The organism is Bacillus cereus group sp. BfR-BA-01311 (assembly GCF_022664295.1).
Classification (GTDB): Bacteria; Bacillota; Bacilli; order Bacillales; family Bacillaceae_G; genus Bacillus_A; species Bacillus_A cereus.
Genome location: NZ_JAKUHC010000002.1, coordinates 260,532 through 282,291, shown reverse-complemented (window position 1 = coordinate 282,291; position 21,760 = coordinate 260,532). Strand labels below are relative to the sequence as shown.

The following is a 21,760-nucleotide window of genomic DNA, read 5'->3' as shown; positions in this document are numbered from 1 at the left end:
CCTTTTTTAGTTTAGCGATATGATACAAGTAATCAAATTAACGACAAATATAATACGCTTCTTTTTTGCGTTTTTCAATAGTATGAAAAATAATAAAAAAAAAATTAAAAACCCATCGATTTCTAAAGGTTATGTATGTTATTATGACAAAAGACTTTTTGAAAGAGGTGGATACCAATGTTACAAGCGCTACTTATTTTTGTGCTTCAAATTATTTACGTTCCAATTTTAACAATCCGTACGATTTTGCTTGTAAAGAATCAAACAAGATCCGCTGCTGGTGTTGGATTGTTAGAAGGAGCTATTTACATTGTCAGTTTAGGTATTGTGTTTCAAGATTTATCAAATTGGATGAACATCGTTGCCTATGTCATTGGCTTTAGTGCGGGACTGTTATTAGGCGGTTATATAGAGAATAAATTAGCAATTGGTTATATTACGTATCAAGTTAGTTTACTAGACCGTTGTAATGAATTAGTAGATGAGTTACGTCACTCTGGATTTGGCGTTACAGTATTTGAAGGCGAAGGTATTAATTCTATACGTTATCGCTTAGATATCGTCGCAAAGCGTTCTAGAGAGAAAGAGCTTTTAGAAATCATTAATGAAATTGCACCGAAAGCGTTTATGTCTTCGTATGAAATTCGCTCGTTTAAGGGTGGATATTTAACGAAGGCGATGAAGAAAAGAGCGTTAATGAAGAAGAAAGATGAACATGCATCGTAAAAAAGAGGAGTAGTGCTGCATTAAAAGTGCAGTATAAGTCCAAATGTAAAAGGGAGGAATCTATTTTGATGTAGATTCCTCTCTTTTTTATTGTTAATTGAAAAACTAAATCGTATAATTATTTTTTCTACTCATCCTCAAATTAATGATTAGCCATATAACTTGAAAAAATACCGGTATGATAAACGCGATTAATATAACGATAAGTGATATGGATTTAATTTCAGGTGTTTGAATAACACCAGCACCATCAACCTCTCGTAACCAAATAATAGCGGCCCATATTCCAAAAACGATAATCCAAAATAGGTTACCAATCCACCAAGAAATCCATCGTTTTTTCATGTTAGCACCCCTTACATTTATCTACTGTTAAAAGTATATTTTCGTTCGTTACATTTATAATGAAACAACTTTAAAATTAGTTTTTAACTGTATATCTAACTTGTTTGAAGGTTACTATTTCTCCATCATCATTATCATCTTTCGTTTGCAAAAGTTGAACTTTTGGTTTGTAGTCTGTCCGATGAGCGTGTTCGATATCTTTAATGTTAAGCTTGTAGGATTCACCATTCTTTAGCTTTTGTTCTAACACTTTTTTATTAGCAACATAAATAAAAGTTACTTTATTTTCATCAATGCCTTTAGTTTTAATTTCTAATTCATTATCTTTTGCTGTGATCGTTGGTGTTAATAATTCCATACTGCCTTTCCCGCTTTCTAAAGAATTCTCTGCTATAGTTGAACATCCTGATAATATGATTCCAGTGAATAGAAGAACAAGTAATTTCTTTTTCATAACATCCCCTCCATTCTATGTGATTTTTGATTTTGGTATTGCTAGATTACTAGTGTGGAGCGTAAATGTTTAGTTAGTACCCCCTTAATTGTACCATAATATGTAAATTAAAACAGGGTGTATATCCAATTTAAGGGAGATTGAAGAATTTACTGATTGTTGTAAATTCTTGTGTTTTAGCTTCTATTTCAATCGAAATGTAGACGAGAGAAAGAAATTTTTTTATAGAAATTACAATTTTTACATTTTACAATAATGATAGGGAATAGATGAATTCATTCACTTCGGAGGTAGTTATTTGAACATTAATGAGAAGGCAATTGAAATGTTTGAACAAAATAAATATGAGGAAGCAATGGAACTATTTCAACAAGCAGTACATAAATCTAGAGATGTACAATCTCTCAATAATCTGGCTTGGATGTACTTTTATGAGGAAGAGAATGATGAGAAAGCTCTTGAATTAATAAGAGAAGTTGTTAAGTTGAATCCTTCTTCATACTTTCCCTATAACATCTTAGGGGAAATTTATATAAAACAAAAAAAGTGGGAAGAAGCGAAGGAAGTATTACAAAAATCTATTTCGATTCAACCATCGGATGAAGCATATCATAATGTAGCTGTAGCTCATTATAAACTTGGAGAGCTGGAAAAAGCTTCGGAATTTTTTTTACGAGTTGCAGGGGATTCGGACTATATCATGTATAGCTATGTAAAATGTTTAATTGATTTAGAACGAACGACAGAAGCAAAAGAGAAGTTAGATACTTTTAACAGGGAAGCTGATAATTTTTTAGGGGAAATTAATGTAGCAGATTTATATGTTGAGTTGAATTGCTATAAAGAAGCAATTGAATGGTTCGAAAAGGGATACAAAGAATGCTGGAAAAGTCCTAATTGGATTGGTAGATTTGTGTATGCTCTATATAAAACGAATAATTTCTCCCGTATAAATGAAGTTATACGGGAATCTATCGAAGCGAAAACAGCAGAAATAGAAGATGTTCAGAATGAAGAAGTAGAAGAAAACTGGACAGAAAATGATAAGAAAGAGTTAATTGAGGAATATACAGAAGAGAATAATTGTTATAAAACAATGGTAGAACGTATCAAATCTGGATACGTTCCAGGATTAGAGTTTGAAACTGATTATATAGGGGCTTGCTATTTATTTGGTTGTAAAAGACATAATCACCTTGAATATGAAAAATAAAAAGATTCGACTGTCAAAGATGATGGTCGAATCTTTTTATTATAGGTCGCTTGTCTAAAAGTACCTTCTCAATTGTAATGTGTTACAGATGTTTCGTTTCATTACACAGGTATATATCCTCTTTAGAGTCCCCTTGTTTAATATTTAAAATATGAAGAGAAATAAAACCAATAAGTCCTATTCCGCCGAAAATAAGCCATGGTGTAAACATTCTGTTTAAGTTGGATGTAAACGATGTCCCGGTATAGTTACCGATGATAAAACCAAATGCGAGTGATAGTTGATAAAATCCGAAATAAGTAGCTGTATATGATTCATTACTGTAATTCGCAATAGCGATATCAGCGTTTGGTAATACGAGCGTTTCACCAATTGTAAATAAAATTACACAAATAAATAGCCAATATGGTTGTTGAAATAAAGGGATGAGTAAAAAGGAAGTTCCCATTAATAAAACACCGTATTTAATAATCGAAAGTGTGTTGTATTTGTGAAATAGTTTGCGAAATAAAACCATGAATATGACGCCTGTTATTGCATTTATCGTAATAACTAATGTAGCAAGCTGATTGCTACTACTAATGTTTTTCATATGAAGTGGAAGTGCGACAGTAAGCTGAGTAAACATAATATAGAAGAAGATCATGATAAATGAAAACAAAAGGAAAGGTTTGTTTTGTAAAATAGCCTGTATTCCTAATGTAATAGATGTATTTTCAGAAGTGACTTGGAATTGATTTTTAAGTAAGTAAAAGATGAAAGCAAATAATAGCATAAGGGATCCTGTTAGAGAGAAAGCATAGATTGGATCGAGTAAGAGTAAGACACCTCCTGCAATTGGTCCGATTATTGCACCGCAATTAAAACTAAGGTTTAAATATGTAAATAAATTTTTTCTTATATGGGCTGGTTGTGAGCCGAAAATGGCGCGGGCAGCAGGTTCGTAAAATGCAGTTCCAAAGCCAATAAGTGCAGAAGAAATAGAAATTGTATAGAAATCAGAGCATATTCCTAAAGCGATAAATCCGATTCCTCTTAAAAATAATCCGACTATCATCATAATGATATAGCCTATTTTATCAGCAATTAATCCTGAGAATAAAGGGATAACTCGTGATGTAATTGTCATAACCGTCAACACTGTTCCTACTTGAACAGCTGAAAAATGGAGAAAGTTTAATAGATAAATAGCTAAAAATGCGTACACTGCAAAATACCCAAAAGACATAAAAAATGAAGAAATAAGCATGAAACGTATCGGTGTTGAGAAACTTTTCACAGAAACCCTCCTAATTATGTAACCAATAAAATAATTTGATGGTTAACGATTTTATACTATAATTATACATAAAGTCAGAAAAAAGTAAATTTTAAGAAGAAGGTGGAAGGAATTGAACCAGAACGCACCAGGTGAATTAGAGTATATTCGAGAATTTTTAAATACATGGAGAATACCAAATGATACGAGAGAAGCAATTGATTTGCTACAAACAGAAGATAATATAAAGCAATTTATGAATAAATATTTTCATGAAGAGTTTCCGTTTCATACGATAGAGGAATTAAGAGATTTTCGAGAAGATATTCGGATGACAATTGAAGGCGAAGGATCATTGCAAAAATGGTTAGAGAAATACCCATTTCATGTACATATAAAGGATGATATGAAAGGTATTACATATGAACCAGTATATGAAGAGAATGTGTATACAAAAGTGTTAAGCATTGTGTTAATGTCAATTCAAGAAAATGTGTGGGGAAGGTTAAAAGCATGTCCAGATTGTCGCTGGGTATTTTATGATCATTCGCGAAATGGAAGTAAAAGATGGTGCGGTATGTATGCTGGAGAAGAAGGAGGAAGAGCATGCGGTACGATTGCGAAAGTGAAAAACTACCGGGCGAAGAGAAAAGGGCGATCTGGTTATGATATGTAATTAATATTAGAGAAAGAAAAATGGATGGGGGAATGTAGAATATGAAAGGTACGCAAATGTTAGCTATAAATAAAAATTGTTGGGATACAGTTGCCCCTTATTTCTTTCAAGTGGATTGTTTACCTAAATATGGTCCGTATACAGCGTCTGAAGATGAGATTCATTTATCCGATTCAATTAGAAAGAAAAAGGTTCTTGATATTGGGTGTGGAAGTGGACATTCGTTGCAGTATATGGCGGAACAGGCGGCAGAGGAATTATGGGGGCTTGATCTTTCGAGTGCACAAATTGAAATAGCGAATAAGACGTTAAAGGGTTGGAATCCAAAGTTAGTATGCGGAGCAATGGAAGAAGAAGGAGATATTCCGAAAGGATATTTTGATATTGTATATTCCAGTTATGCATTAGGTTGGACTTCGGATTTAAGAAAAACGTTGGAACTGATTTATTCATATGTAAAGCCAGGAGGAAGTTTTATTTGAGTTGGGAGCACCCAGTATATTCAAACTTACAGTATGGTACAGAAGAAGTTGCTATAAAGTCTTCTTATCATGAGGAAACGCCCATTACGTTTGAAACATTTAAAGGAGAAAATGTACAAGCGACATTATATAAGAGAAAAATAAGTACATACATAAATGAGTTAAATAGAGCGGGATTTAAAATTGAGAGAATAGAAGAGCCTGAACCATCAAGCTCGTTTGGTGGAGAACTAGCTGAGCCGTCTACGAAGTATTATTCTTTATATAAAGCTAGAATGGTGCCGACTACTTTTATTATTAAAGCTAGAAAGTAAACTGTTTTTATAAAAGAAGCCTATCATTTCAAACAAATGATAGGCTTCTTTATTTTAATAAAATTGAGGTTAAATGTGTACTTTTGTTATAAAAACGCATTTCATATAAAAAGTGTAATTATTTTTGGGGAGGGGGGTTGTTGTGCGTCATCATAGAAATTACAAAAAATTCGGAGTGGCACTGCCTCTTCCGCTTATAGGAGCAACTGGTCCGACAGGTAATAGTGGTCCAATCGGTCCAACTGGAGGGCATGAAGGTCCTGTTGGTCCTACAGGGGTGGCTGGACCGACGGGAGCGATTGGGCCCCAAGGTCCTCAAGAGGTATCAGCGGGATACAAGGTCCCCGAGGGACAACAGGAGCACAAGGAATACAAGGAGCTATTGGTGATACAGGAGAGCAAGGTATAACTGGCCCAACTGGTCTCCAAGGTGCTCAAGGATTAATCGGAAACCAAGGTTTAATTGGTGATGTTGGAGTACAAGGATTAGAAGGAATACAAGGAGCTACGGGTCCTGCTGGTAGTCAAGGAATACAAGGTACACAAGGAATACAAGGGGAAATAGGTGAGCGAGGACAAACAGGGGCACAAGGAATGCAAGGAGAGAGAGGCGTAACTGGAGTCTCGGGTGTAACTGGTTCACAAGGTCCTCAAGGTGTTCAAGGAATACAAGGAGAGCGAGGGGCTACTGGTATACAAGGAGAAGACGGCTTCCAAGGGATACAAGGAATTACTGGAGAGGAAGGCCCGCAAGGAGCACAAGGAATACAAGGTGAAGTGGGTCCAACTGGTTCTACTGGAATGCAAGGTGCCAAAGGTATAAGTGGAATAAAGGGGATAACAGGTGCGATAGGTTTACAAGGACCACAAGGTGTGCAAGGAATACAAGGTATAACGGGAGCAACAGGCTTTCAAGGGGTAAAGGGAATAAGAGGTATAACAGGAGCGACGGGTAGCATTGGTATTCAAGGCTCAGAAGGACCACCGGGCGGTCCGACGGGAACAACCGGTCCAATTGGCCCTTCTAGTGGGGTGACTGGACCAGCTGGTCCACCTGGTCCACCAGGAGGTCCAACAGGTCCAACGGGTGCGACTGGTTCAACAGGTGTAAGGGGAGGGACAGGACCAATTGGAGCGCAAGGAGTGCAAGGTATAACCGGTCCAACAGGTCCTCAAGGTTTAAGGGGAGCACAAGGTTCCCAAGGTGTAGTTGGAGCAGTTGGAGTACAAGGGGCACAAGGTCCTCAAGGTAACCAAGGTATAACCGGTCCAACGGGTGTAGAAGGTTCTCAAGGAATACAAGGTCCGCTGGGAGTAACTGGTCTAACTGGTGCAGAAGGTCCTAAAGGTATTCAAGGTATTCAAGGTGTAATAGGTCCAACGGGTGCACAAGGAATTGTGGGAATACAAGGCGTAGCTGGTCCAGCTGGTGTTACAGGAGCGGAAGGAGCTCAAGGTGCACAAGGAATCCGAGGAGTAACTGGTCCTGCTGGAGCACAAGGTATACAAGGAGTTCAAGGGATACAAGGAGAAACAGGAGCAGCTGGAATACAAGGTCCTCAAGGGGTTCAAGGGATACAAGGGACTACCGGATTGACAGGCACACAAGGTGCACAAGGTCCTCAAGGAGTGCAAGGAATAATAGGTCCGACTGGAGCTATTGGTTTGCAAGGTCCTCAAGGATTACAAGGAATAAAGGGTCCAACAGGAGCGCAAGGAGTGCAAGGATTACAAGGAGTGCAAGGAATTATCGGTCCAACAGGTGCACAAGGAATTAGAGGTCCCCAAGGAAATACAGGGGAAGTCGGTATAACAGGCCCTCAAGGAGTCCAAGGGGCACAAGGTATTCAAGGGGCACAAGGCCCACAAGGAAATGTTGGAATTACTGGTGAAGCTGGTGAAACTGGAGCGACAGGAGCAACTGGGGCAACTGGCCCACAAGGTGTGCAAGGAGTGCAAGGAATTACGGGAATACAAGGAATAACGGGAACGACAGGCAATACAGGCGCAACGGGTCCGCAAGGAATACAAGGTATACAAGGAGTTCAAGGTTTGCAAGGCCCAATTGGAGCAAGTGGAGTGACAGGTGCTAGTGGTAGTATAGGTCCAGTTGGAGCACAAGGTAGTCAGGGACAAAACGGAGCGGTTGGACCTACAGGCGCAACTGGTAGTGTAGGAGCAATAGGCTTCTCGGGAATAGTAGGAGTGACTGGAGCGACTGGTTTACCTAGTGGGGGCGGTTATTTCTTTTCCACTGCAACGAGTGCAATTGCAGCGAATGCGCTAATACCAATCAATTCTGGTTCTACAATTTTTGGATCAGGAATTAGTTTAACAAGTGCAACAACTGTAACGTTGAGTACGCCGGGAATATATTTAGTAAGTTATTATTTTCAAGGGGATCCAACTAGTGGGAATGAAACAATTTCAGTAAGGCTGACGTTAAACGGAACACAAGTCGCAGGGAGTTTTATTTTTTATGTTACAGCAGGTTTTGTATTGGAACCAGCGATTTCTAATACGATGATAATTCAAGTTACTTCTTCAAATTCCACCTTGTCATTACAAAATGGTCCATTAGCTATCGGGCATGTAACGACATTATCTGGTGTGATAACAGCTAGTTTAAATATATTAAAAATAGTTTGATACGTTAGTTATAACGGGGGAGATGCTTGTGAAGAATCAAGATAAGTGTAGTAAGTTTCAAGCACCTATTCCTTTTCCACCGCCAGGTATTACGGGGCCCACTGGACCAACCGGTCCAACCGGTGCTTTAGGTGGACCAACTGGCCCTCAAGGAATACAAGGCGTACAAGGTCCAATCGGTCCAACCGGCCCTCAAGGAATACAAGGAGTGCAAGGGGTACAAGGAGAAAATGGTCCGACCGGCCCAACTGGTTTAACTGGACCACAAGGTTCTCAAGGTAATCAAGGGCCTATGGGAGAACGAGGTCCACAGGGAATACAAGGTGTTCAAGGAATACAAGGCGAAAGAGGTCCGACTGGTCCAACTGGTATTCAAGGGATACAAGGAATTCCTGGTCCAATCGGTCCAACAGGTCCAACAGGAATACAAGGCATACAAGGAATGCAAGGAGAAATCGGTCCAACCGGCCCAACAGGAATACAAGGAATACAAGGAGTGCAAGGGGAAATTGGTCCGACTGGACCAACTGGAAATACTGGTATACAAGGTGTGCAAGGGAATTTAGGAGGTAGTGGTTTACAAGGTGTAACCGGAATACAAGGAATACAGGGTCCGATTGGTCCAACAGGGCCAACTGGTTCTCAAGGAATTCAAGGGGAGCAAGGACCAATGGGTCCACAAGGGATAACTGGTGTTCAAGGTTTACAAGGTCCCCAGGGAGAAATGGGGCAGGTAGGTCCAACAGGAATACAAGGAATACAAGGAGTGCAAGGTGTAATGGGTCCGACTGGTCCAACCGGTTTACAAGGTGATCCAGGTCCAACCGGCCCAACAGGAGCCACTGGGATAACTGGTCCGACAGGTTCTGCAACTGGCCCGACTGGAGCAACTGGTCCAACTGGTCCACCAGGAGGTCCAACTGGTCCAACCGGCCCAGCAGGGTCACCAGGAGGTCCAACCGGTCCGACGGGAGCAACCGGGGCGTCCGGAGCAACAGGAGCGACTGGGATTCAAGGAGTGCAAGGAATACAGGGTCCAACAGGAGCAACCGGTTTAACAGGTTTGCAAGGAGTGCAGGGACCAATGGGGGCAACAGGTCCAACGGGTGATCAAGGTATTCAAGGTCCACAAGGGATACAAGGAGTAACCGGCCCGACAGGTCCCCAAGGTCTACAAGGAATCCAAGGCCCAATCGGCCCAACCGGTCCGACTGGGCCACAAGGAGTGCAAGGGGCACAGGGGCCAATCGGTCCAACCGGCCCTCAAGGGATACAAGGCATACAAGGTGAGCAAGGAGTAAGGGGAGCGACAGGTCCAACTGGTTTACAGGGGCTACAAGGAATCCAAGGTCCTCAAGGCCCAACCGGACCTCAAGGAGTGCAAGGCGTACAAGGTCCGAGTGGTATAACAGGTGCAACGGGTCCTCAAGGAATACAAGGTATTCAAGGACCACAAGGAAGTATAGGCCCAACCGGTCCTCAAGGAATACAAGGGGTGCAAGGTCCACAGGGCCCGACTGGTACAACAGGTGCAACTGGCCCACAAGGAATTCAAGGTATACAAGGGATACAAGGTCCAACCGGCCCACAGGGTATTCAAGGGATACAAGGAATCCAAGGTCCGATTGGTCCAACCGGCCCGACTGGACCTCAAGGAATCCAAGGGGTAACCGGCTCGACAGGTCCAACGGGGCAGGTGGGAGCAACAGGTCCAACTGGAGAAACGGGTCCCCAAGGTCCTCAAGGAATTCAAGGACCACAAGGAGAAACGGGTCCAACGGGAGCAACAGGCGAGGCGGGAGTAACCGGTCCCCAAGGTCTACAAGGAATCCAAGGTCCCCAAGGGATAACAGGGCAGGCGGGAGCAACCGGCCCGACGGGAGAAACGGGTCCCCAAGGTCTACAAGGAATTCAAGGTCCCCAAGGGATAACAGGGCAGGCGGGAGCAACCGGCCCGACGGGAGTGACTGGTGCAACTGGACCGACCGGAATACAAGGCATACAAGGAATAACTGGAGCAACAGGGGGAACGGGAGTAACAGGCCCAACAGGTGCCACGGGTCCTACTGGCTTGACAGGGGCAACAGGATCATCTGCTATATCGACAGGTGGCGGATATTTCTTTTCTACATCAACAAGTACAATTGCGGCAAATGCCACTATCCCAATTAATTCTGGATCCACTGTATATGGAACTGGTGTATCGTTAACTAGTGCTACGACAGTCACAGTAGCGACGCCAGGAATATATTTAGTAAGCTACTATTTCCAAGGGGACGCGACTGGTGGGAATGAGACAGTATCTGTGAGATTGCTATTAAATGGAACGCAACTAACAGGGAGTTTTATACAAAACGTAACGACATCAACTGTAGTAATCGAACCAGCCATTTCAAATACACTTCTTGTGAATGTAACGAGTGCTAATTCAACGTTAGTATTACAAAATGGTCCATTAGGTGTAGGGCATGTAACGACCATAGCAGGTGCAATTACGGCAAGTTTAAATGTAGTGAGAATATTATAAGAAAAATAAAAAACACAAGGAATGTCTTTTTAGACACACCTTGTGTTTTTAATGTTAAATGAACCGTTTCTTTATCTTTTCGGTTGAAAAATATGCTGAAAGAAGTATTTGTGATGTAAGTTATCTACAACTTTATTTGCTTGATATGTGCGTTGTTTTTCAATCCGGAGTCTTTGCTCCATCATTTTAATTGCGTGATCAGATAAACGTAACATAATACATTCTCCTTTTCTATAAATATAGGTGACTATTTGATATCGATCCCATATTTATAATTAAGGAGGCAAAATGTGTAACATAGGCAAAAAGCACCTTCCTCTCCCATTACGCTTACGAGGTTAGCTGTCGGACTCGGGAAGTGAGAGTTTCCCTACTTAAAAAAGATTCGCCCCAAGTAGCATAGCTACAAAAATGGTTCCCCCGCTCCAAAATTTGGACTCAGCAAAAGGTTTTATAAAGTAAAAGATAACATAAAGGAGCGAACGAGTCAAATTATTTTGTGTATTCTGTCTTTTTTAATTGCGTAAGAATCATACCGTCAGGAAGTATTGTATCTGATACTGTAATGAATCCGTGTTTTTTATATAAAGTAATAGCAGGGGTATTCGCTTTACCTGTTTGTACAATGTATGTCATTGAAGAGGGAAACATGTTAAATATATAAATTAGGAGTTTCGTTGCGATTCCTTTTTGAAAAAAATCGGGCGATACAACTAACCTGTGGATATCGATTAGTTTTTCTTCTTGTACAAAAGAAATAAAACCGACAAGTTTATTTTCAGAAAAATATCCATAGAATGTTTCAACGCAATTTTGAATATCGTTTACAGTATCATATAAACGAGGTATGGCAGTACTATTCAAGTAGTCTGCTTCAACTTTATAAGCTGGAATTTGAACCTGTAAAATGGAGGTTGCTACTTCAAAAGAAGTGGAATTTAACTTAAGAATCATAGATAATGAAGCCTCCTTTAAATATGGTATATGAATATAATTGCTTTATGGGTTAGTTTGACAATATTTTTCTTTTTTGCATATAATATATGTATCTCCATATGTAAAATAGTAGTAAATATATTTCTATAGTGAAATATGATTAGCAATGATAAATACATATGTTTGTATTGAATCATACAAACTATAATAGAAATGGAGGACTAAAAATGGGATGGATTATCACATTAATAGTTGGTGCTATTATAGGTGCAATTGCTAGTTCTATAACCGGTAAAAATTTCCCAGGTGGTATGTTCGGAAATATTATCGCAGGTCTATTAGGTGCTTCGTTAGGTGGTAGATTATTTGGATCCTTTGGGCCATCATTTGGTGGGATTCATGTCGTGCCGGCATTATTAGGTGCAATCGTGTTAATTCTTATTGTATCATTTGTAGTGAAAGCTGCAAAGAAATAGAGATATAGATTATGATGAAGAGCCCTGAATAAGGGCTTTTCATCATTCGAAGAGGTGGTTTCATTGGAGAAAATAAATATAAGAAAAAGAGATAAGTTAAGAAAGTTTTTTAGAGAACAAAATTATTTGGCGGTATTACTTGGATTTGCGTTATTGTTCATTAATATTTTATTGCTAACAAAAATATCATTTGTTTTTACACCGTTTATCGTATTTTTAAAAACAATTTTCTTCCCAGTACTATTAGCAGGCGTGCTATTTTATATTTTGCATCCATTCGTTTCGCTTTTAGAAAAGAAAGGTGTTTCAAGAATCGTATCGATAGCTTCCATATATTTAATCGTACTAGGATTATTTGTATTTTTAGTTGTAACGGTTATCCCTATTATTAAAGATCAAATTGATGCATTAATTGATAACTTACCGTATTTTGGCCATGAGATTGAACAAGCAGCACGTAGATTCGGGGAAAGTAATTTACTCGGTAAAATTCAGGAGAATTTAAATATTAATGTTGCGAATATGGTAAAAGAATACACAGTTGATTTTACAAAGTCATTATCATCAGTAACTGGGAATGTAACTGGATTTTTGAGTACTATTACAGAGGTTGTTTTGACATTTGTAATGGTTCCATTTATATTGTTCTATCTTTTAAAAGATGGTGAGCAATTGCCGAATCACTTTTTAAAGTTTATTTCAGAGCAAAGACAACCAGCAGCAATGAGAATACTAGATGATATGCATTATGCGATTAGCTCGTATATTAGAGGACAAATTATCGTGAGCTTGTTTATCGGTATTATGCTATTAATTGGTTATCTTATTATTGGTATTAAATATGCGGTATTACTTGCGATTTTAGCGATGATTGTAAATATCGTTCCGTACGTAGGACCAATTATCGCGATTACACCAGCGTTAATTATCGCATTTATCGACTCGCCAGCAATGGTGTTAAAAGTAATTATCGTTATGATGGTTGTACAATTAGCAGAAGGTAAATTTATTTCTCCGCAAGTCATGGGTAAAAAGTTAGATATTCACCCGATTACTATCATTTTTATCATTTTAACTGCCGGAAACTTATTCGGGATTATGGGCATTATTTTAGCCATTCCAGGATATGCGATATTAAAAGTATTAGTTACGCACGGTTATAGATTTGTTAAGTTGAATACGTGAAAAAAAGCGCTAAAACAGTGGGAACTGTTTTAGCGCTTTTTTATTAACAATTCATTTGCATATTGGCGCGCCCATTGATCCGCTTCTAATATAGCATCTAGTGAAGGATCTTTTACGTTATGATGAGCTTCAACTGTTTTGTAAATTGTTTTTTCAATATCGAAAAAGGCAATTTCATTTTTTAAGAATAGCGCATTCGCAATTTCATTTGCTGCATTTAATACAGCGGGAGTAGTACCACCGATTTTGCCACATTCATATGCGTATTGTAGACAAGGGAACTTCTCTAAATCTGGTTTTTCAAAATGTAAACTACCGATTTCTAATAAATTTAATTTTTCATAGGAAGAAGGTAGCCGAGTAGGATAGTGAAACGCATATTGAATCGGCATTCTCATATCAGGAGCACCGAGCTGTGCCATAACTGATCCATCAATAAATTCTACTAAAGAATGAATGATACTTTCTTTATGAATCATTACATTAATTTTTTCATATGGAATATCAAATAGCCATCTCGCTTCCATTACTTCGAACCCTTTATTCATTAATGTGGCAGAATCAATCGTTAGTTTTGCGCCCATTAACCAGTTTGGGTGCTTTAAAGCATCTTTTGCTTGTAATGTTTGCATTTCATCACGTGTTTTATCACGGAAAGCACCACCGGAAGCTGTTACAATTAACTTCTCAATCTCTTTATTATTTTCTCCGTTTAAACATTGGAAAATAGCTGAATGCTCACTATCTACTGGAATTAAGCGACATCCGTTTTGTTTCGCTAGTTCAGTTACCATATGTCCAGCTGCAACCAAAGTTTCTTTATTAGCAATAGCGATATCTTTCTTCGCTTTTAATGCTTCAATTGTTGGAAGTAATCCTGAAACACCTACAACAGAGCTTAATACAAGATTTGAATCAGGGTGAGTAGCTACTGCAATTAAGCCATCAGTCCCGTGTGTGATTTTTGTATTTGCTGAAATACGCGTACGAAGCTTGTCTGCTAAGTCTTTTGTCGCAACGCTTACAATACGAGGTTGAAACGTTTTGATTTGTTGCTCAAGAAGATCGATATTATAATTTGTGGTTAAACCGACGATTTTAAAATGTTCAGGATGAGCTGAAACGACATCTAATGCAGATGTGCCGATGGATCCTGTTGAACCTAAAATTGATATATATTTTACCATGAAAAAACCTCCAAAGTTGTTTCGAATATTTCAACAAACCTATATAACATTAGACAATTGAAGTGGAAATTCCTGCTATATAAAATAGAAAATTAGGGTTTGTTTGGAAGTGAAATGTGATAAACTGTAAAAAATAACGAAAAAGCAATGAAAGAGAAGAGTACATATTCGAAACTTTTCAGAGAGCTGATATGTGGTGGAAATCAGTAAGGGATGAATATGGAATGGACTCTGGAGCTTCTAACTGAAATGAGTAGGTAAAGACGGTTACTTCACGTTATTGAAGTATGAAGTGAGCTAATGATAGCTAATTAAGGTGGTACCGCGGGAGTCTCTCGTCCTTTTTTAAGGATGAGGGGCTCTTTTTATTTTGCGAAAGGAGGAGTTAGTGTGAGTGAAAAAATAATGTTAACAGGAATTAAGCCGACAGGTTATCCGCATTTAGGGAATTATATTGGTGCGATTAAACCTGCATTACAAATGTCAAAGAATAATGAAGGAAAAGCATTGTACTTTATAGCTGATTATCATGCATTAAATGCTGTGCATGATTCAGAAAAGTTCAGCAGTTATACGAAAGAGGTAGCAGCTACTTGGTTATCACTTGGACTTGGTGAAGATGTTGTTTTTTATCGGCAAACAGAAGTACCGGAAATTCTAGAATTAGCTTGGATTTTAGCTTGCCTAACTCCGAAAGGTCTTATGAACCGTGCTCATGCGTATAAAGCGAAGGTGGAGCAAAATAAAGAAGCAGGGTTAGAGGTCGATGCAGGAGTGAATATGGGGTTATATACGTACCCGATCTTAATGGCAGCCGACATATTACTATTTCAAGCTACACATGTACCTGTCGGAAAAGACCAAATTCAGCATATTGAAATTGCGCGTGATATTGCGACGTATTTTAATCATACATTTGGCACGACATTTACACTACCGGAGTATGTCATACAAGAAGAAGGAGCTATTTTACCTGGTCTTGATGGAAGGAAGATGAGTAAAAGTTACGGAAATGTAATCCCATTATTTGCAGAGCAAGAAAAACTACGAAAATTAATATTCAAAATCAAAACAGATTCTTCACTTCCAAATGAACCGAAAGAACTAGAAACCTTATTTACAATTTATAAAGAATTTGCGACAGAAGACGAAGTACAGTCATTACGTGAAAAATATGAGACTGGAATCGGATGGGGCGATGTGAAAAAAGCGTTGTTTCGCGTTGTAGATCGAGAGTTAGCTGGACCTCGTGAAAAGTACGCAATGTATATGAATGAGCCGGATTTATTATATGAAGCATTAGAAAACGGTGCTGAGAAGGCACGCGCTATTGCGAAGATAAATTTAGCAGAAATTAAAAAACGGATTGGATTTGAGAGGGAACGTTAAGCGTTCCCTTATTTTTTTAGATAATCTGTAATAATCTTCTCGATAACAGGAGGAAGATTATTAGGTAATTCATCAAGTGAAAAGAAGCGTAGTTCTTTTGATTCACTTTGATCGCATACAAGTTCACCATAAAATTCTCGGCAAATATAAACAACGAGTACACCGTGTACTTGATCGCCGTTTGGATAGATTTGAAAGTAATCTGGTCCAGAGTATGTACGGAATAGTTCTGGATTTTTAATAATAAGTCCAGTTTCTTCAAACACTTCTCGCTTTAAAGCGTCTTCTAATGTTTCGTTATATTCTAAGGCACCGCCAATAATGCCCCAGCGGTTAAAATCTGTACGGAGTTGCAGCAATACTTCACCTTTTTCATTTACTATAATGGCGTGTGATCCTATTAGAATAAGTGGATGATTTCCTACTAGATTTCTCATATCTTCAATATAACCCATGTCATTGCTCCTTGTATTTAATAATAGTTAGGAAGTTCTTTTAACATTCTTTCTGTTTTACGTGCTGTAAAGGCTAAGTTATGGTCATCTTTCGTTCTGAAAAATAATGTGCGTAAAAAGGTTTTAATATTAGCACATAAAATACAATACTCATTAAGCGAAAGGCGTTTTCTAATTTGAGGAAGCCTTTTTATTTTTTTATGAATAATAGAAATTAAATCGTTCTGAGGAAAATCATGATACAGCATTGCTAGTAATGGAGTAACGATGCGCTCATCTTCGTTATTATGAAAAAGATCAGATGGAATAAAGATTTTATTTAATAAACAATGAATTAACTCCTCGTACCATTCAAAAGTTGTATACGTATTATGAACAATTTCAGTAAAGGCATCAGATACGTGAGCAAGACAATGAGCCCATCCTTTATTTTCAATATAGCCCCGAAAATCCGTTTCTAAGTTTGTGTATGTAATGAGTTTATTTTTTATTTCTTCAATATCCTCCTCTGTACAAAAGTAGTGCGAATTAGCGAATTGGAGTATTAACGCAATTAACGAAACAGTGTAAGAACGTGTGAAAACCCCATCTGTATGTGGGGAGTAAATGTCACAATATAAATACTCATCACTTAAACAAGTTTGCAGAAGTAATTTCAGCTGATCGTCCATAAGGAATTCATGATGAATGAAATGTGCAAAACATTTATATATAAGTTGGTAACGAACGTAGCTATCAGTCGTTCCGATATACTGAAGCATGTTCAAAGTTAACTCATTTACGTCTATATGTTGCAGTTGCGTATAGTCATTTTGTTGTATAAGCTCTAACTGTTGTTGCAATGCTGTAATATCCAATGGAGAACCTCCTCCGCACTTTAAAGATGCGATCTTTTCTAGTATTCTATATATTCAAGGACAATCCTGCTCATGCAAGGAGAACGATTAGAAATTCGAGTATGATATAGATGAGGGAAGAATATGACGACGATAGAACAGTTAGAAAAACATTTTAAAATAAGAAGAAGTGCTTCTTCTATTATGATAAAAGAAAATAATGCAGAGGTTTTTACAGAAGAGCAATTAGAAGAGATGGTGCAATATTACGTTGCTGAAGCTGAAAAAGATGGATTAGAAAAACTACATTTTGAAATCTCTTCAAAAAGTCCAAATTATGATGTGTATAAAAAATGTTTTGAAACGTATTCATTTGAATATGTTACTGAAAACATGATTGTATTTAAAGATATATACGAAGTAGAAGATGTAGAAAGTGAAATTGATTTTAAGCTTATTGAAGAAGTTGGAGAAGAGGCTTTTTATTCACTGTGGAATGAAGCGACGGGAGAACCAGTCGCTCATGATCAATTTGTGCACATGATGCTACAAGAAATTGGTGAGCAATGGAAAGAACATTGCTTAACAGCGAGTGTCGATGAAAAGCCGATAGGAATTGTAATCCCGCATATTGAAAGAGGTACGTTAGAAGAAGGAAAACTTATGTACTTCGCAGTTACTCCAAATGTGCGTAATAAGGGATATGAAGCCGCATTATTTGCAGGTGCGATGTTTGTCTTAAAGGAAATAGGTGCATCTTATTATATTGGTGAGACAAATATGCAAAATGAGTGGATGAAGGATGTTTTTGAAAAGAATGGATGTCAGTTGTTTAGTTCAACTGAGAGATATGTGAGAAAGTTTTAGGAGGATGAATGATGTATACTCTCGAACTCGTATAGCGGGAGGGGACTATATATGTTAAAGCAATCCATGCATTCATTCGTGTTATTGTATCCAAATGTATTGTTAGAAGGCTGGAATGTTGAAAAAGTTTCAGAACGTTATGAAGGTGAAAAGTGGGGAACTTTTTGGTTTCAGGTTGTTACTCCAACTGGGATGTTTCGAGTAAAGGAATTTTTTCTCGATATAATGGAACCAGTATTTCCGGATAGCTGTATTTCTCAAGCAAAAGGAGATTGTTTTCAATATAAAGGGCTTGTGTATTGGAAAGGTATAAATTATAAAGGAAAAGAAAGTTACGTTACATCTATATGGAAAACACAAGTTGAAATTTCTGTTGATCATGGATATGTAAACCAAGACGAAATGGAACGATTTCTATTTGAATTACAACCAGTAAATATGGAGCTTGGGAAAACGATATTACATACATCATTTCACTTATTAAGCTTTCAAGCGAAGAGAAGTGAAATGGGTGAGATAGGAAGATGTAGAGAGTGGAATGCTCCAGATGACGTATCCTATGTAAATTTGTTAATTCATGAAAAACTAAATCGGAAACTTGAATCGGTCGGTTTCGGAAATGACGAAACGCAGTATGTATACTGGGACGAAGTTAATAAACTATATGCACTTTGGGTTTGTAGACATAAAAACAAAGCGTATTATCCTATTTCTTCATGGACAATGAACTATGGCCAAAAACAAATTATAAACGGGTTAGAGTTTTATCCGCACCCTAATCGCGGAACAGTTGTATACGAAGATTTAGGTAATGAACAAATCGCATACGTATTTCGCGGTAATCCATGTACAAATTTTGAACAAGTAAAAGAACTTTTCGCCTGTTTGTAAGATAAAAAGAAAAATGAGAACGACAAAGTAGTTATTCCTATAATAAAATAGAGTAAGATTTGACTATAAGAGAAAGCGTTGGTGAAAGAATGGAGCAGCAAAGACATTGGCTACAAGCAACTGTAGAAAGAAATGAAGACAATACGTTACAAATAAAGTGGGAAAATAATATAGAAGAAGTTCGTATTTATTGGAGTACTTCACCAGATCATATTGAAGAAAATGGAGAACTACTTGCAACTGTAAATGGAGAATTATCATATACAATTGAAAACCCGAGTGAAAATGAACGTCCATATTTTAGACTAGTAGGAAGTAATGGACAAGCAGTGACAGTAGCTGAGCGTAGATTGCCATTACAAGGTGCGTTTAACTTCCGTGATATGGGTGGATATGAAACGACAGATGGACGTAAAGTGAAATGGGGCAAATTATACCGTTCTGAAGAATTAGCAGGACTAACAGAGTGGGATATCGACTATTTACAAAAGTCTGGTTTAAAGTTAATTTGTGACTATCGTACAGACTTTGAGGTAAAGCATAAGCCAAATCCTGAGATTACAGGTGCTCGTCAAGTGTGCTTACCAGTTATGCAAGACTTAGCGAAAGACTTAAATATTAATGAGTTTTTCCAAGTTGGTGACCTTTCTATGTTAGGAAAACCAGGTGAGTATCTTGTGAAAATGAATCAAGATTTCGTAAGTGGTAACGAGGCGTTCGTAAGCTTCTTAAACTTAGCGCAAAACCCGGAAAACTTACCGTTAGTAAACCACTGTACAGCTGGAAAAGATCGTACTGGATTTGGTTCAGCATTATTACTACTTTTACTAGGTGTACCAGAAAAAACAGTAATGGAAGACTACTTACTAAGTAACGGATTCCGTGAAAAGCTAAATGAAAAAATGATGGCCTTTTTAGGTGCGAAATTACAAAACGATGAGAGCAGAGCGATATTAGGTGCAATGTTTGAAGCACGTGCTGAATACTTGCAAGCTGCGATTGGTGAAATTCAAAAGCAATACGGATCAGTTGAAGCATACGCTGAAAGGGCCCTTGGCTTTACGAAAGAGTCGTTAGAGGAAATGAAAGAGTTATTACTAGAAGACTAATAAGTAAAAGGAGGCTGAGCGGATTAGCCTCCTTTTACTTATAGCGTAGTTGAAAATAGAAGATAATGGTGTATTCAATAAAGAGCAGGTTAAGCGCCTCATAATGAAATATATAAACTTATATTACTATCGTGTTATTATGTTAAGTGACGGTAAAGTCGTGTGATTTATAATGATTTCTATAATGAACTATAGGGAAAAAGCAAGAAAATGTCTATGTATTTGATGGAGGGTTATCATAATAGAAAGGAAATTAGGAGATGGGGAAATCAATAAAAAGTGAATTAATAGGATTGTTTACCTTTAATGAGACATGTAAAGCATATCAGCAAAAAAATGGGGAAATACATTGGCAATTGGATATTAGAAATGAATATGTAGATGTTAATGAGATGATTAAAAGGGCAGAGAAGCTTTTTTTATGTATAGAAGAATTTGATAAAAAGGCTAAAGTAGCCATAGCAGAAAAATTGATAAATTACAAAAATGATTTTTGGCCTGAGTATGATGAGAATGATGAACATTTAAATTGGGATGCTGTAGATGCAGGAGAATATGATATAACGAAAGAAAAATTTGCAAAAGCAATTACGCTCTATGAAATTGAAATTAGAGAAAATGATATATACTGTGAATATCATGATGGAGATTTATTTGGTGGACACATGATACATGCTTATTTTAATAATGATTATAAGTTATTAAACGCAGAGGTGTAGTTTTAGTTATATAAAAATTGAATTAAAGTGTGCTTTAGTTAAAAGAATTAAATAAATTTTAAACAATGAGAACGAAGCTTTTAAAATAGGAATTGAGGAGAACATCATGAAATACAAAGTTATATTATTCGACGTAGATGATACATTATTAGATTTCCCTGAAACGGAAAGACACGCATTACATAATGCGTTTGTACAGTTTGATATGCCTACAGGGTATAATGATTATCTTGCAAGCTATAAAGAGATTAGTAATGGATTATGGAGAGATTTAGAAAATAAAATGATTACGCTAAGTGAATTAGCAGTAGATCGATTTAGACAATTATTTGCACTTCATAATATAGACGTAGATGCACAGCAATTTAGTGATGTATATCTTGAAAACTTAGGGAAAGAAGTACATCTTATAGAAGGCGCAGTACAATTATGTGAAAATCTACAAGATTGCAAGTTAGGTATTATTACGAATGGATATACGAAGGTGCAACAATCAAGAATCGGAAATTCGCCTTTATGTAATTTCTTTGATCACATTATTATTTCTGAAGAAGTTGGTCATCAAAAACCAGCACGTGAGATTTTTGATTATGCGTTTGAGAAGTTTGGGATTACGGATAAATCAAGCGTACTAATGGTTGGAGATTCGTTAACTTCTGATATGAAAGGCGGAGAAGATTACGGCATTGATACGTGTTGGTATAATCCGAGTTTGAAAGAAAACGGGACAGATGTTAACCCGACTTATGAAGTGGAGAGTCTGCTACAAATTTTAGAAATTGTAGAAGTGGCGGAAGAAAAGGTAGCTTCATTTTAATTGTGCTGATATTTGTCGAAAAATCGATATATTGAAAAAATCGTTGATATATTGTAAGTTGTGATAGATATATTGAAAAAATCGTTGATATATTGTAAGTTGTGATAGATATATTTGAAAAATCGTTGATATATTGTAAGTTGTGATAGATATATTTGAAAAATCGCTCATATAAATTCATATACTAAGATATAGAACAAAAACATAGAGCTACTATACAAGGTCATTCACGTGTTATAATGCGTGAAT

At 37.5% G+C, this 21,760-nt stretch carries 20 protein-coding genes, 2 pseudogenes, 1 riboswitch and 1 other annotated feature; of the genes and pseudogenes, 14 read left to right on the top strand and 8 right to left on the bottom strand.

Features of this window, described 5'->3' with window-relative positions:
* The first annotated feature begins 177 nt into the window (after positions 1-177).
* Positions 178-726: a DUF2179 domain-containing protein gene (locus MR136_RS06600; RefSeq protein ID WP_000938438.1), complete on the top strand. Its 549-nt coding sequence runs from the start codon at positions 178-180 to the stop codon at positions 724-726.
* A 105-nt stretch (positions 727-831) separates the two neighbouring features.
* Here MR136_RS06600 and MR136_RS06595 read toward each other — a convergent pair whose 3' ends face one another.
* Both MR136_RS06595 and MR136_RS06590 read right to left on the bottom strand, forming a co-directional pair.
* Positions 832-1,071, bottom strand: coding sequence for a DUF3923 family protein (locus tag MR136_RS06595; RefSeq protein ID WP_000747695.1), 240 nt, complete (start codon positions 1,069-1,071; stop codon positions 832-834).
* 76 nt (positions 1,072-1,147) lie between these two features.
* Positions 1,148-1,525, bottom strand: coding sequence for a hypothetical protein (locus tag MR136_RS06590; protein WP_000728047.1), 378 nt, complete (start codon positions 1,523-1,525; stop codon positions 1,148-1,150).
* A gap of 298 nt (positions 1,526-1,823) precedes the next feature.
* Between MR136_RS06590 and MR136_RS06585 the strand changes: the two genes are divergently transcribed.
* On the top strand, positions 1,824-2,738 hold the full coding sequence (locus tag MR136_RS06585; protein WP_061457495.1) for a tetratricopeptide repeat protein: 915 nt from the start codon (positions 1,824-1,826) through the stop codon (positions 2,736-2,738).
* A gap of 82 nt (positions 2,739-2,820) precedes the next feature.
* Here the strand turns inward: MR136_RS06585 and MR136_RS06580 are convergent, their stop codons facing one another.
* A complete protein-coding gene (locus tag MR136_RS06580; protein WP_017673877.1) occupies positions 2,821-4,017 on the bottom strand; it encodes an MDR family MFS transporter in 1,197 nt (398 codons plus the stop codon).
* A gap of 112 nt (positions 4,018-4,129) precedes the next feature.
* On the opposite strand from MR136_RS06580, the gene MR136_RS06575 reads away from it, so the two are divergent.
* The 4 genes and pseudogenes from MR136_RS06575 to MR136_RS06555 all read left to right on the top strand — a co-directional run bounded on the left by MR136_RS06575 (position 4,130) and on the right by MR136_RS06555 (position 10,644).
* Positions 4,130-4,672 carry a CGNR zinc finger domain-containing protein gene (locus MR136_RS06575; protein ID WP_017673878.1) on the top strand — a complete coding sequence of 181 codons (543 nt, stop codon included), beginning with the start codon at positions 4,130-4,132 and terminating at the stop codon, positions 4,670-4,672.
* Positions 4,673-4,713: 41 nt separating this feature from the next.
* A pseudogene (locus tag MR136_RS06570) lies at positions 4,714-5,468 on the top strand (class I SAM-dependent methyltransferase).
* Between the two features lie 142 nt (positions 5,469-5,610).
* Positions 5,611-8,117 (top strand): annotated as a pseudogene (locus MR136_RS06560) (collagen-like protein).
* A 22-nt stretch (positions 8,118-8,139) separates the two neighbouring features.
* Positions 8,140-10,644, top strand: coding sequence for a BC_3345 family exosporium-associated protein (locus tag MR136_RS06555; RefSeq protein ID WP_242259293.1), 2,505 nt, complete (start codon positions 8,140-8,142; stop codon positions 10,642-10,644).
* Positions 10,645-10,715: 71 nt separating this feature from the next.
* Here the strand turns inward: MR136_RS06555 and MR136_RS06550 are convergent, their stop codons facing one another.
* Both MR136_RS06550 and MR136_RS06545 read right to left on the bottom strand, forming a co-directional pair.
* Positions 10,716-10,859 (bottom strand): hypothetical protein, encoded by a 144-nt coding sequence (locus MR136_RS06550; RefSeq protein WP_000945243.1) that lies wholly within the window; start codon positions 10,857-10,859, stop codon positions 10,716-10,718.
* A 96-nt stretch (positions 10,860-10,955) separates the two neighbouring features.
* Positions 10,956-11,098, bottom strand: a riboswitch (cyclic di-AMP (ydaO/yuaA leader).
* A gap of 38 nt (positions 11,099-11,136) precedes the next feature.
* Positions 11,137-11,598 carry a GNAT family N-acetyltransferase gene (locus tag MR136_RS06545; RefSeq protein WP_000601229.1) on the bottom strand — a complete coding sequence of 154 codons (462 nt, stop codon included), beginning with the start codon at positions 11,596-11,598 and terminating at the stop codon, positions 11,137-11,139.
* A gap of 209 nt (positions 11,599-11,807) precedes the next feature.
* Between MR136_RS06545 and MR136_RS06540 the strand changes: the two genes are divergently transcribed.
* The gene (locus MR136_RS06540; protein WP_000539732.1) at positions 11,808-12,056 is read left to right on the top strand and encodes a GlsB/YeaQ/YmgE family stress response membrane protein; all 249 of its coding nucleotides are present in this window, start codon (positions 11,808-11,810) and stop codon (positions 12,054-12,056) included.
* Between the two features lie 63 nt (positions 12,057-12,119).
* Positions 12,120-13,241 (top strand): AI-2E family transporter, encoded by a 1,122-nt coding sequence (locus tag MR136_RS06535; RefSeq protein ID WP_000411483.1) that lies wholly within the window; start codon positions 12,120-12,122, stop codon positions 13,239-13,241.
* 29 nt (positions 13,242-13,270) lie between these two features.
* Here MR136_RS06535 and MR136_RS06530 read toward each other — a convergent pair whose 3' ends face one another.
* The gene (locus MR136_RS06530; RefSeq protein WP_017673880.1) at positions 13,271-14,428 is read right to left on the bottom strand and encodes a 1-deoxy-D-xylulose-5-phosphate reductoisomerase; all 1,158 of its coding nucleotides are present in this window, start codon (positions 14,426-14,428) and stop codon (positions 13,271-13,273) included.
* 138 nt (positions 14,429-14,566) lie between these two features.
* Positions 14,567-14,774: a binding site (T-box leader), on the top strand.
* 44 nt (positions 14,775-14,818) lie between these two features.
* On the opposite strand from MR136_RS06530, the gene MR136_RS06525 reads away from it, so the two are divergent.
* Complete coding sequence (locus MR136_RS06525; RefSeq protein ID WP_017673881.1) at positions 14,819-15,817, top strand: tryptophan--tRNA ligase; 999 nt, start codon at positions 14,819-14,821, stop codon at positions 15,815-15,817.
* 8 nt (positions 15,818-15,825) lie between these two features.
* Here the strand turns inward: MR136_RS06525 and MR136_RS06520 are convergent, their stop codons facing one another.
* On the bottom strand, positions 15,826-16,272 hold the full coding sequence (locus tag MR136_RS06520) for an NUDIX hydrolase (RefSeq protein WP_017673882.1): 447 nt from the start codon (positions 16,270-16,272) through the stop codon (positions 15,826-15,828).
* A gap of 17 nt (positions 16,273-16,289) precedes the next feature.
* The gene (locus MR136_RS06515; protein ID WP_000355451.1) at positions 16,290-17,129 is read right to left on the bottom strand and encodes a DUF2785 domain-containing protein; all 840 of its coding nucleotides are present in this window, start codon (positions 17,127-17,129) and stop codon (positions 16,290-16,292) included.
* A 123-nt stretch (positions 17,130-17,252) separates the two neighbouring features.
* On the opposite strand from MR136_RS06515, the gene MR136_RS06510 reads away from it, so the two are divergent.
* The 5 genes from MR136_RS06510 (at position 17,253) to MR136_RS06490 (ending at position 21,511) form a co-directional block, all read left to right on the top strand.
* Positions 17,253-17,975, top strand: a complete 723-nt coding sequence (locus MR136_RS06510; RefSeq protein WP_000207418.1) for a GNAT family N-acetyltransferase — start codon at positions 17,253-17,255, stop codon at positions 17,973-17,975.
* A gap of 51 nt (positions 17,976-18,026) precedes the next feature.
* The gene (locus tag MR136_RS06505; protein ID WP_017673883.1) at positions 18,027-18,866 is read left to right on the top strand and encodes a hypothetical protein; all 840 of its coding nucleotides are present in this window, start codon (positions 18,027-18,029) and stop codon (positions 18,864-18,866) included.
* Between the two features lie 89 nt (positions 18,867-18,955).
* Complete coding sequence (locus tag MR136_RS06500) at positions 18,956-19,975, top strand: tyrosine-protein phosphatase (RefSeq protein ID WP_017673884.1); 1,020 nt, start codon at positions 18,956-18,958, stop codon at positions 19,973-19,975.
* Positions 19,976-20,235: 260 nt separating this feature from the next.
* Entirely contained in the window at positions 20,236-20,694 is a 459-nt protein-coding gene (locus tag MR136_RS06495; protein WP_000520299.1) for a DUF2262 domain-containing protein, read from the top strand.
* A gap of 106 nt (positions 20,695-20,800) precedes the next feature.
* Positions 20,801-21,511 carry a YjjG family noncanonical pyrimidine nucleotidase gene (locus MR136_RS06490; protein WP_000875906.1) on the top strand — a complete coding sequence of 237 codons (711 nt, stop codon included), beginning with the start codon at positions 20,801-20,803 and terminating at the stop codon, positions 21,509-21,511.
* Positions 21,512-21,760 lie beyond the last annotated feature (249 nt).

What these genes read in the sequence shown, in the direction of transcription:
- MR136_RS06530 (WP_017673880.1), bottom strand. Translation starts at nt 14,428, where the DNA reads ATGGTAAAATATATATCAATTTTAGGTTCAACAGGATCCATCGGCACA.
- MR136_RS06595 (WP_000747695.1), bottom strand. Translation starts at nt 1,071, where the DNA reads ATGAAAAAACGATGGATTTCTTGGTGGATTGGTAACCTATTTTGGATT.
- MR136_RS06590 (WP_000728047.1), bottom strand. Translation starts at nt 1,525, where the DNA reads ATGAAAAAGAAATTACTTGTTCTTCTATTCACTGGAATCATATTATCA.
- MR136_RS06550 (WP_000945243.1), bottom strand. Translation starts at nt 10,859, where the DNA reads ATGTTACGTTTATCTGATCACGCAATTAAAATGATGGAGCAAAGACTC.
- MR136_RS06520 (WP_017673882.1), bottom strand. Translation starts at nt 16,272, where the DNA reads ATGGGTTATATTGAAGATATGAGAAATCTAGTAGGAAATCATCCACTT.
- MR136_RS06490 (WP_000875906.1), top strand. Translation starts at nt 20,801, where the DNA reads ATGAAATACAAAGTTATATTATTCGACGTAGATGATACATTATTAGAT.
- MR136_RS06540 (WP_000539732.1), top strand. Translation starts at nt 11,808, where the DNA reads ATGGGATGGATTATCACATTAATAGTTGGTGCTATTATAGGTGCAATT.
- MR136_RS06600 (WP_000938438.1), top strand. Translation starts at nt 178, where the DNA reads ATGTTACAAGCGCTACTTATTTTTGTGCTTCAAATTATTTACGTTCCA.
- MR136_RS06495 (WP_000520299.1), top strand. Translation starts at nt 20,236, where the DNA reads ATGGGGAAATCAATAAAAAGTGAATTAATAGGATTGTTTACCTTTAAT.
- MR136_RS06505 (WP_017673883.1), top strand. Translation starts at nt 18,027, where the DNA reads ATGTTAAAGCAATCCATGCATTCATTCGTGTTATTGTATCCAAATGTA.
- MR136_RS06545 (WP_000601229.1), bottom strand. Translation starts at nt 11,598, where the DNA reads ATGATTCTTAAGTTAAATTCCACTTCTTTTGAAGTAGCAACCTCCATT.
- MR136_RS06555 (WP_242259293.1), top strand. Translation starts at nt 8,140, where the DNA reads ATGCTTGTGAAGAATCAAGATAAGTGTAGTAAGTTTCAAGCACCTATT.
- MR136_RS06500 (WP_017673884.1), top strand. Translation starts at nt 18,956, where the DNA reads ATGGAGCAGCAAAGACATTGGCTACAAGCAACTGTAGAAAGAAATGAA.
- MR136_RS06510 (WP_000207418.1), top strand. Translation starts at nt 17,253, where the DNA reads ATGACGACGATAGAACAGTTAGAAAAACATTTTAAAATAAGAAGAAGT.